Annotated in this window: 13 protein-coding genes and 2 pseudogenes; 10 read left to right on the top strand and 5 right to left on the bottom strand. The window is 37.7% G+C overall.

Annotated features, from left to right (window positions below; translation table 11 throughout):
• Positions 1 to 8 precede the first annotated feature (8 nt).
• Complete coding sequence (locus EWV60_RS02830) at positions 9 to 968, bottom strand: hypothetical protein (RefSeq protein WP_287230787.1); 960 nt, start codon at positions 966 to 968, stop codon at positions 9 to 11.
• An 18-nt stretch (positions 969 to 986) separates the two neighbouring features.
• Complete coding sequence (locus tag EWV60_RS02835; protein WP_287230789.1) at positions 987 to 2,141, bottom strand: AAA family ATPase; 1,155 nt, start codon at positions 2,139 to 2,141, stop codon at positions 987 to 989.
• Positions 2,142 to 2,398: 257 nt separating this feature from the next.
• Between EWV60_RS02835 and EWV60_RS02840 the strand changes: the two are divergent.
• From EWV60_RS02840 to EWV60_RS02860, 6 genes and pseudogenes are all read left to right on the top strand, one after another.
• Positions 2,399 to 2,494: pseudogene (locus EWV60_RS02840) on the top strand (DUF29 family protein); the annotation flags it as partial.
• A gap of 180 nt (positions 2,495 to 2,674) precedes the next feature.
• Positions 2,675 to 2,932: a DUF4160 domain-containing protein gene (locus EWV60_RS02845; RefSeq protein ID WP_002792623.1), complete on the top strand. Its 258-nt coding sequence runs from the start codon at positions 2,675 to 2,677 to the stop codon at positions 2,930 to 2,932.
• Positions 2,886 to 3,224 (top strand): DUF2442 domain-containing protein, encoded by a 339-nt coding sequence (locus EWV60_RS02850; protein WP_002737024.1) that lies wholly within the window; start codon positions 2,886 to 2,888, stop codon positions 3,222 to 3,224. Before EWV60_RS02845 ends, EWV60_RS02850 begins: the two co-directional genes overlap by 47 nt.
• A 173-nt stretch (positions 3,225 to 3,397) precedes the next feature.
• Positions 3,398 to 3,520 (top strand): annotated as a pseudogene (locus EWV60_RS23350) (DUF1214 domain-containing protein); the annotation flags it as partial.
• A 189-nt stretch (positions 3,521 to 3,709) separates the two neighbouring features.
• Positions 3,710 to 3,910, top strand: a complete 201-nt coding sequence (locus tag EWV60_RS02855; protein ID WP_287230796.1) for a hypothetical protein — start codon at positions 3,710 to 3,712, stop codon at positions 3,908 to 3,910.
• A 98-nt stretch (positions 3,911 to 4,008) separates the two neighbouring features.
• Positions 4,009 to 4,410 (top strand): hypothetical protein, encoded by a 402-nt coding sequence (locus EWV60_RS02860; protein WP_287230798.1) that lies wholly within the window; start codon positions 4,009 to 4,011, stop codon positions 4,408 to 4,410.
• Positions 4,411 to 4,721: 311 nt separating this feature from the next.
• Here EWV60_RS02860 and EWV60_RS02865 read toward each other — a convergent pair whose 3' ends face one another.
• The 3 genes from EWV60_RS02865 to EWV60_RS02875 all read right to left on the bottom strand — a co-directional run bounded on the left by EWV60_RS02865 (position 4,722) and on the right by EWV60_RS02875 (position 5,605).
• On the bottom strand, positions 4,722 to 5,108 hold the full coding sequence (locus EWV60_RS02865; protein ID WP_287230801.1) for a type II toxin-antitoxin system VapC family toxin: 387 nt from the start codon (positions 5,106 to 5,108) through the stop codon (positions 4,722 to 4,724).
• Positions 5,098 to 5,331: a hypothetical protein gene (locus EWV60_RS02870; protein WP_002755783.1), complete on the bottom strand. Its 234-nt coding sequence runs from the start codon at positions 5,329 to 5,331 to the stop codon at positions 5,098 to 5,100. Before EWV60_RS02870 ends, EWV60_RS02865 begins: the two co-directional genes overlap by 11 nt.
• Positions 5,332 to 5,398: 67 nt before the next feature.
• Complete coding sequence (locus tag EWV60_RS02875) at positions 5,399 to 5,605, bottom strand: hypothetical protein (RefSeq protein ID WP_287230803.1); 207 nt, start codon at positions 5,603 to 5,605, stop codon at positions 5,399 to 5,401.
• 32 nt (positions 5,606 to 5,637) lie between these two features.
• On the opposite strand from EWV60_RS02875, the gene EWV60_RS02880 reads away from it, so the two are divergent.
• The 4 genes from EWV60_RS02880 to EWV60_RS02895 all read left to right on the top strand — a co-directional run bounded on the left by EWV60_RS02880 (position 5,638) and on the right by EWV60_RS02895 (position 6,955).
• Positions 5,638 to 5,871, top strand: coding sequence for a hypothetical protein (locus EWV60_RS02880; RefSeq protein ID WP_004159839.1), 234 nt, complete (start codon positions 5,638 to 5,640; stop codon positions 5,869 to 5,871).
• Positions 5,868 to 6,209, top strand: coding sequence for a type II toxin-antitoxin system PemK/MazF family toxin (locus EWV60_RS02885; RefSeq protein ID WP_287230807.1), 342 nt, complete (start codon positions 5,868 to 5,870; stop codon positions 6,207 to 6,209). The genes EWV60_RS02880 and EWV60_RS02885 overlap by 4 nt, the downstream gene beginning before the upstream one ends.
• Before the next feature lie 128 nt (positions 6,210 to 6,337).
• Positions 6,338 to 6,745, top strand: coding sequence for a GIY-YIG nuclease family protein (locus tag EWV60_RS02890; RefSeq protein ID WP_287230809.1), 408 nt, complete (start codon positions 6,338 to 6,340; stop codon positions 6,743 to 6,745).
• Positions 6,746 to 6,748: 3 nt separating this feature from the next.
• The gene (locus EWV60_RS02895) at positions 6,749 to 6,955 is read left to right on the top strand and encodes a hypothetical protein (protein WP_002736760.1); all 207 of its coding nucleotides are present in this window, start codon (positions 6,749 to 6,751) and stop codon (positions 6,953 to 6,955) included.
• The last annotated feature ends 372 nt before the right edge of the window (positions 6,956 to 7,327 follow it).

The following is a 7,327-nucleotide window of genomic DNA, read 5'->3' on the forward strand; positions in this document are numbered from 1 at the left end:
GATTAAATTTATTCCTGCTCCCTGGGGTTGAGTTCTAGCTTCAGCAGTTTTAGGAGATGGGAAATATGGCAGCTTGGATTATCGCTATTGTGAGCATAAAATCTTCCTATTTGTAGTGCCAGTTGTTCTCTATATCTTTCTGGGGGTGATGTATGGTCCTCTGGAGGTTCAACTTCTAACCAATATTGCTTCGCTTTTTTGATAGTCAACAGAGCCAGCACTAATTCCGATTGGCTATTGTCGTGGCTAACTTGATATTGTTTTTGCCAAGATAGCTGTAATTTCTCCACTTCCGATAGTTCTAGGTTTTGACAATGAGAAATTCTCCCTTTAACTCTGGAAAAATTATTTTTTAAATCGGCATCATCCTTAATTTTATCTGCCATATCAAGATAAATATTTTCTAGCCTAGCAGCGGAATTTTGATAAACAGCCGAATGTTCGCTAAGAATTGATTGAATATGAGTATCGGGAAAAATAAAATAGCACTCTTTATGAATCAATCCCGTCACCCAAATTCTATGCTGTCCAACCCGATTGACTTTAATCAGTGATTTTTTATATAAGTCCTCAAAAATTTGCTCTAAATCCTTAAATGGATAGGAATCATCTAAACGTTTATTTTGTAAGTCTAAATCGACGATAGCGAACAGTTGCTGAGGATTTAAATAAGAAGCTTCTGGGTTCTCTTCATGCAAACGCAAAAGATTAAAGTAAGTATTTAAAACATCATTTCTATCACCACAGTTAAAAAAAGTCGGTATCTGTTGTCTCCAATCCCTAGGAACACAGGCTTTATAAAAATTAGCATCGGGAAAATCTTCCATAGCTCGATAGGATTGAGGAGATAACCTGCCGGCAGTTTTTTTGATTTCCCCTTCACAGAGGATGACAAATTTATTACGAATTTGACGGTTTGCCAGAATAAATTGACAATGTTCTAAAAGTTCCGTTTCCTTAAGACTCATGGGTTAGTTTCTCCATCTTTATTTCAATAGTTTTGGTTCTATCTCTTTAACATGAGCGGGAGTTAAAGCTTGACAGAGTTCATAGGAATGAGTGGCTAAGATATATTGATTGCTAGGTTCCCATTCCTGCAAGTCCTCAATAATTCTATATTGCCAGTCGGGATGGAGAGCAATCTCAATTTCATCCATCAAGACAATCGCATCTTTTATCCTACGATACTTTAGCCACAGATAGATACTTAATCGCTTCAGTTCCCCATGACTCAAATCCTCTGGATATAATTCTTCTCCGTTTGTGTCTCCTTTGAATTTAAAGGTAATCCCCGATATATCTTTATCTAAATTAATTTCTTTGTCGGATAAAATTGAATTTAATTTTTGTCTTCTTAGTTGATAATTATTTCCATATTCACCAGTTTCTATAGCTTGGGCAAAATCTTGATCACGAGCCATGATAAAGTAATTAATCAATAGCTCAACTGGCAGAAAATCGTAGGTAAATAAGTTGCTAAGTTTCTTTTTAATATCTGCCATGGCTAAATAATAGTTACTAGAGTCTGGATTCCCTTGATTTATCTGAAAAAGACTCTTGTTAGTAGCTTTGGGTAAAAAGATAAAAACTTGCGTTGAAGGTGCGGCTAAAAATATTTTTGAGGATAATTCTTTCATGAATAATTGAAATTCTTCTTGGGTGGCTTGACTAAACTTACACAACAAAAATATCTCTTGATTCTTCTGGTTATTGGCTCGACAAAGATATATTAATTGACCATCAAGATCAGATACACAGCCTTTTATATAAACATCCCCAAAATGATATACTAATTGACCGTCAAGATTAGATACCAAGTCTTTTATATAAGCATCTCTGCAAATAAAAAAATCTAGTTTCACTTCTTCCCGATTGTCGGTTAGAATTTCAAACATAGCTAGGGTCTTCTGGTCTAACTCATCTTCTAGTTGACATCGATGGAGTACATTTACCACATATTCTATTTTTTCTGGATCACCAGAACAATGAAGCAAGATAAAAATTAATTGTAGAAGGGTACTTTTGCCGCCGCCATTTTGACTACCGATAGGGAATATCTGAGGAAAAAAGTCTTTCTCGAAACTAATATCAATATTCTTTAACACTCGAAAGTCAGGAACCTGAACCCGTAGTAACCGCATTGTTAAAACTCCTGTAATCCTATCCTCTTGCTCATCTGCTTATTGTAGCTCACAGGGAAAAGTGAAACAATCTCTTCTCCTAACGGCCAAATTCCGGCAGATTTCCTCAAAAAAACCCTTGACAAATCTCCGCACTTGACAGATACTTATATATAGAATGGGAATCCGTGCCTTCCTACAGACCCTCTTTTTTCAGGTTAGATAAGCGTCAAGAAAATAAAAATCTAATACCTGACCAGCGCTAAAGAGGATAGGTTATGACAACTAAAGACTTATACGAACAAGACTATCCTGCTTGGTTAGAAGAAACGGCCAAACAACTGCGACAAAGACAGACAGATGTATTGGATTGGGGAACCAACAGAGACAAAAATTATTATTATTAGTTGTAAATTTCATTATGACTAGGCTCAATGTAATCGCTGTTATCTTGTTGATTAAACTTTAAAATTGTCATTGCTGGAACGCCAAGGGCGATCGCTTACAATAGGGGGAAAACTTTTAGAAAGCAACCTTTATTACTATTCTTACTCATGCCCACTCTATCAAGCTTCTATGGAATAAAAATCACCATGAACTATAACGATCACAATCCGCCTCATATCCATGCCGAGTATCAAGATTATGAAGCGGTTATAATGATTCACACAGGTGAAGTTTGTGGTCAAATGCCTAAAAGAGGACTAAATTTAATATGGGAGTGGCTTGATCTACACCAATCTGAACTATTGGAGAACTGGGAAAATGCGCGTCAAAGAAAACCTCTTAACAGAATCGATCCCCTTCCCTAAAAAGGAGCTATTTCTTCATGTTATCTGTGTGGAATATCTGGATAAGTATCAATTAAAGCTAACCTTTAATAATGGAATAGAAGGGATTGTAGATTTAGAACAAGAATTGTATGGGGAAATCTTTGAACCCTTAAAAGATAAAAGTTTATTTCAAAAAGTATATGTAAATAGTCGGACAATAGAATGGCCAAACGGAGCAGACTTTGCCCCTGAATTTTTATTTGAAATTGCTCTCGACAAGCAACCGGTTAGTATGGTCGGTGATCCTGTAGGGTACGCTAATGAAATGTAACGTACCAAATTGTTTTCTTAACAATAATTATCTGATTTGCGATTATTTTGGACTTTAGTGCGATCAGGTTTTCTTCTCATGGTGTGATCGCTTTTTGATCAGGAGGGGCGATCGCTAATTGCCGTCTTGACTGAAAAAATAGTTACTTAACGCGCTTTTTTGCTTTTAATCATAAGGAAAATAATTGGGTGCAGACGATTCCTGAAACGGGTTGGAACAAGATTCTTCGACTTTATGGCCCGCTTGAGCCTTGGTTTGATAAGACTTGGCGACCAGGGGAAATTGAGTTAAAGTAATCCTATTGAGAATCTGGCTGGATCGCCGATCTGTTGCTTGGGTTGAGGTGATAAAGTTCGGCGATCAAACTTTGTCAGAGAGAATGATTGCAGTAACTCGAAAATTAGATTATCATTCCCCATAGTTGCGTTCCTTAATCCAAGTTACAAGATCTGCGATCACACTCACCTAACTTTTGAACTGATATGATGATTACAATTGATACGATAAAACATGTGTTTTCTGCGGTTAACACCGCTAAGGCAGTGGCTCAATATTTCGGATTAATTGAGTCTCTTGGAGTAAAAGTTGACAAGCTCGCTTCAGCGAAGCTTGAAACAGCGTTGCGCGAACTTAGACACGCTAGAAATGCAAACTCTACAAAAGAGCAGCAGCAATTCTCATTTTAAGGTTTCATGACATTAAAACCCTTGCACATAGAGGGGTTAATAATTCTTAACGAATCTCTATATCGCTGAAACAACGCAAAATCGTTTCAAAATGAGAATTGCTGAAAGAGCAGAAATCTTCTCTGCGAGCAGCTAGAACTTATTTTAGTGAAGCACTATCGCTGGAAAAAAAGGATGATAGAAAGGCTCTTGCATTTTTAGGACTGGGAATGTGCTTCGCTCAACTTGGCGAGGAGAAGAACTCTCTCAATACTCTGATTGAATTTACAAGCCAACCATTTGATAAACAATCGCTTCAAGAAACTCAGATATTGATAGCATACGAACTATTGGATCAAACGCGGCCTGGCAATGACAAGATCCCAAGTCATATTGTTACCGAGAAGGAAAATGAGAAGGGAGAGCTAACCATTGCTGTAGAGTGGCAATTTTATGATGAGTCGGACAATAATAGCTATAGCAATCCCGATGACTGGGGTGGGTGGTTTATGATGATGTAATCATGCGAAGAGTGCGATCGCTGATCTTGTAGTGCGATCGCTGATCTTGTAGGGTGCGTTCCTTAACGCGCCTTTTTGCTTTTAATCATGATGATTTTGTAATTATTATGCGTTACGCTACGCTAACACATTCTACTGTGTTGTTTGCGATCTGAAGTCTGATCGTTTTTTGATGAGTAGGGGCGATCTCTTTTGATGATGGGGAATGGTGATCGCTTTTTGAGAATGAGGAGAGGCGATCGCTTTTTGGGGAATGAGGAGAGGCGATCGTTTTTTTTTGGGAGGAGAAGGGGCGATCGCCTGCCCTGAGATTAATCTCTCAACAAAGCTCGAAAACCAGCTTGCTGAAAATGAATATCCGTTGTTAATGCTTCCGTTATTCTACGCTCTTCCATTACAATAATATCGTTTCTTTGACAATATAGTTGAAAAGCTTTTTGATAAAGAATTTCCGATAAGGGAATAACTGTCACTGTTCTGTCCTTTTCTAATGAGGACAATAATGTAATTGACTTAGAGCGATATTTTTGTTTAGATAAAGCATTGCCAATCTCTAAAATAATGGCTCTGGTTGTAACTAAAGGTGTTTTTGAAGTTTTTAATTGTTGGGCAATGGCAAGTGCTTTATGATGATAATCGTCCGTAAATGAAGATAAAGCGATCGCATAACTTGTATCGAGAAATTTCTCAGGGTTCATGCTCTTTTTCTTCACCATATAAATATTTATCTAGATTTTCTGACCAATCAGAGGGGCCGTCTAGTTGTAATGATTCTGCTGTCTCTAAAAAAGAAGTGAGTTCATTATTTTCATCCGATAAGTTATCAACAATAATGCGGACACGAGTATTAGCCTTCAATGTAACGGGTTGCTCTGGATGAAAGACCTTTCCGTCAAATAATGCGTTAATAGAATTAAGCATGATCTGTTGGTGAAATGATTTTTACTTGAAATATCTATATTATAAATGTAACACACCAAATTGATTGTTATTCGCTGTCATCTTGTGGATTAAACTTTAAAACTGCCATTGCTTGGGATAGGAACGCAAAGGGCGATCGCTTTTTGATGAGGAGGAGGGGCGATCGCTTTTGGAGAGGAGGAGAAGCGATCTTGTAGGTTAAGTTGAGGTAAGGAAACCCAACATTACTTTTTCCCAAATTACCACCCAATATCTGAGTTATAATCAATACCATCAATTCTACACCTTAATCAAATAATTTAACTTATGTCTGCTACAATTCGTGAAGAACTTCACCAACAGATTGACCGATTACCTGATGACATTGTTGAAAAAATTGCCAACTTTACCCGATTAATTTCCCCTGAGCCAAACAACATTTCAGAATATACTAATTGGCAAGATGAAGACTGGCAAAAATTTTCATTAGAGCAATTTTTCAAAGAAGAAGATGAAATTGAATATTCCCTAGCAGATGCTCAAGAAATTTATCAACCATGAAACCAGGTGATATTGTTCTAATTCGTTTTCCTCAAGCAGACTTGAAATCAGGAAAACTACGTCTAGCTTTAATTATTGCTATTTCACCAAGTCGCCATCGTGATTTATTACTTGCTTTAATTTCTTCTCGTCTTCATCAAGCTACTCTAGGATTTGATGAAATTATTAATACCTCAGATTCTGACTATATTACTACTGGACTTAAAGTGGCTTCTTTAATTCGGCTAGGACGATTAACAAGTGTCGAATCATCTGTAATCAATGCACGTTTAGGAACTATCTCACCAGAAAGACTAATACGCATTAAAAATCTTTTAATCAATTGGCTAAGAAAATAAAATTATTGTGATCGCCGTCATCTTGTCGATTACACTTTAAAACTGTGTTCATTTTTGCTTTTGAAAGTGCGATCGCTGATTCTATGGGGTGCATTAACGAAGTGTAATGTGCCTTTTTTTGTGGCATGATGAGTTCGATAATCGATAATCTGCCTTCCGTGCCAACGAACAACTTTGAAATACAGAACCAAGCAAGAAACGTCTTAGATGCAATTGCGTTTACTCCCTTTGAGCAATGCCAACCCTTGAGCCGTGATTTTAGCGAAATTCCCGATCTTCCTGGTATTTACGCAGTCAGACATAGATATCAGGGATTGCTTTACATTGGTAAAACCAAAAGCTTACGAGGTCGTTTTAAAGGTGGACACAAAGCTTTTTTGTGGGCTTGGCTCGATCAATATACAAGTGAAGATGTACGAATTGCGGTGCAGACAATACCTTACTCAAAAAACCCTGCGCTACTATTAGAACTAGAGGCGATCATTTTAAGGGCAACTGAGCCACCGTATAATGTTCAAATTCCTATGGAGTCCTAACCCATGCAAGTGAAACTTTCGGAGCAAATCTCGTCTGCGGATGCGGAAAATATTTTAAAGTGCTTACCAGACTGGATTCAGGATGCCCTGATTGCTCGCGCTACTGAAATTGATTATCCCGTTGAAGCAATCCTTGAGATGGCGATCGCTAGTTTTCTAGACACAGAGGCATTAAGTTTTGCCGACTGTAAGCCAGGGCGAGGTCAATAAGTGCGATCGCTCTTGTAGTAACGCACTAAATTGATTGTTATTCACCGTAATTATCTGATTTTTTGGATTTTTATTAATGCGATCGCCGAGCTTGTAGCTGATCTTGTAGTGCGATCATTTTTTGATGATGGGGAGGGGCGATGGTTTTTGGGAGGAGCAATTTTTGGGGAATGGCGATTTGGATGAGGAGAGGCGATCATTTTTGGGGAGGAGGAGGGGCGATTTTGAGGAGGAGGGGCGATCGCTCCCTAATCAGTATTGTAAAGTTTTGTAAAAAATATATGCAAATGACTGCAAACAACTGCTAATATGGTTAGTACAAGTTTACATTGCAGTTCACATGAAACTATCAGATTATGCTAAGAAAAAAGG

Source organism: Microcystis sp. Msp_OC_L_20101000_S702, from assembly GCF_007095705.1.
Classification (GTDB): Bacteria; Cyanobacteriota; Cyanobacteriia; order Cyanobacteriales; family Microcystaceae; genus Microcystis; species Microcystis ichthyoblabe_A.

Excerpts from the sequence above, each read along its gene's own strand:
- EWV60_RS02830 (WP_287230787.1), bottom strand. The coding sequence starts at position 968 with ATGAGTCTTAAGGAAACGGAACTTTTAGAACATTGTCAATTTATTCTG.
- EWV60_RS02835 (WP_287230789.1), bottom strand. The coding sequence starts at position 2,141 with ATGCGGTTACTACGGGTTCAGGTTCCTGACTTTCGAGTGTTAAAGAAT.
- EWV60_RS02845 (WP_002792623.1), top strand. The coding sequence starts at position 2,675 with ATGCCCACTCTATCAAGCTTCTATGGAATAAAAATCACCATGAACTAT.
- EWV60_RS02850 (WP_002737024.1), top strand. The coding sequence starts at position 2,886 with ATGCGCGTCAAAGAAAACCTCTTAACAGAATCGATCCCCTTCCCTAAA.
- EWV60_RS02855 (WP_287230796.1), top strand. The coding sequence starts at position 3,710 with ATGATTACAATTGATACGATAAAACATGTGTTTTCTGCGGTTAACACC.
- EWV60_RS02865 (WP_287230801.1), bottom strand. The coding sequence starts at position 5,108 with ATGAACCCTGAGAAATTTCTCGATACAAGTTATGCGATCGCTTTATCT.
- EWV60_RS02870 (WP_002755783.1), bottom strand. The coding sequence starts at position 5,331 with ATGCTTAATTCTATTAACGCATTATTTGACGGAAAGGTCTTTCATCCA.
- EWV60_RS02875 (WP_287230803.1), bottom strand. The coding sequence starts at position 5,605 with ATGGTATTGATTATAACTCAGATATTGGGTGGTAATTTGGGAAAAAGT.
- EWV60_RS02880 (WP_004159839.1), top strand. The coding sequence starts at position 5,638 with ATGTCTGCTACAATTCGTGAAGAACTTCACCAACAGATTGACCGATTA.
- EWV60_RS02885 (WP_287230807.1), top strand. The coding sequence starts at position 5,868 with ATGAAACCAGGTGATATTGTTCTAATTCGTTTTCCTCAAGCAGACTTG.
- EWV60_RS02890 (WP_287230809.1), top strand. The coding sequence starts at position 6,338 with ATGAGTTCGATAATCGATAATCTGCCTTCCGTGCCAACGAACAACTTT.
- EWV60_RS02895 (WP_002736760.1), top strand. The coding sequence starts at position 6,749 with ATGCAAGTGAAACTTTCGGAGCAAATCTCGTCTGCGGATGCGGAAAAT.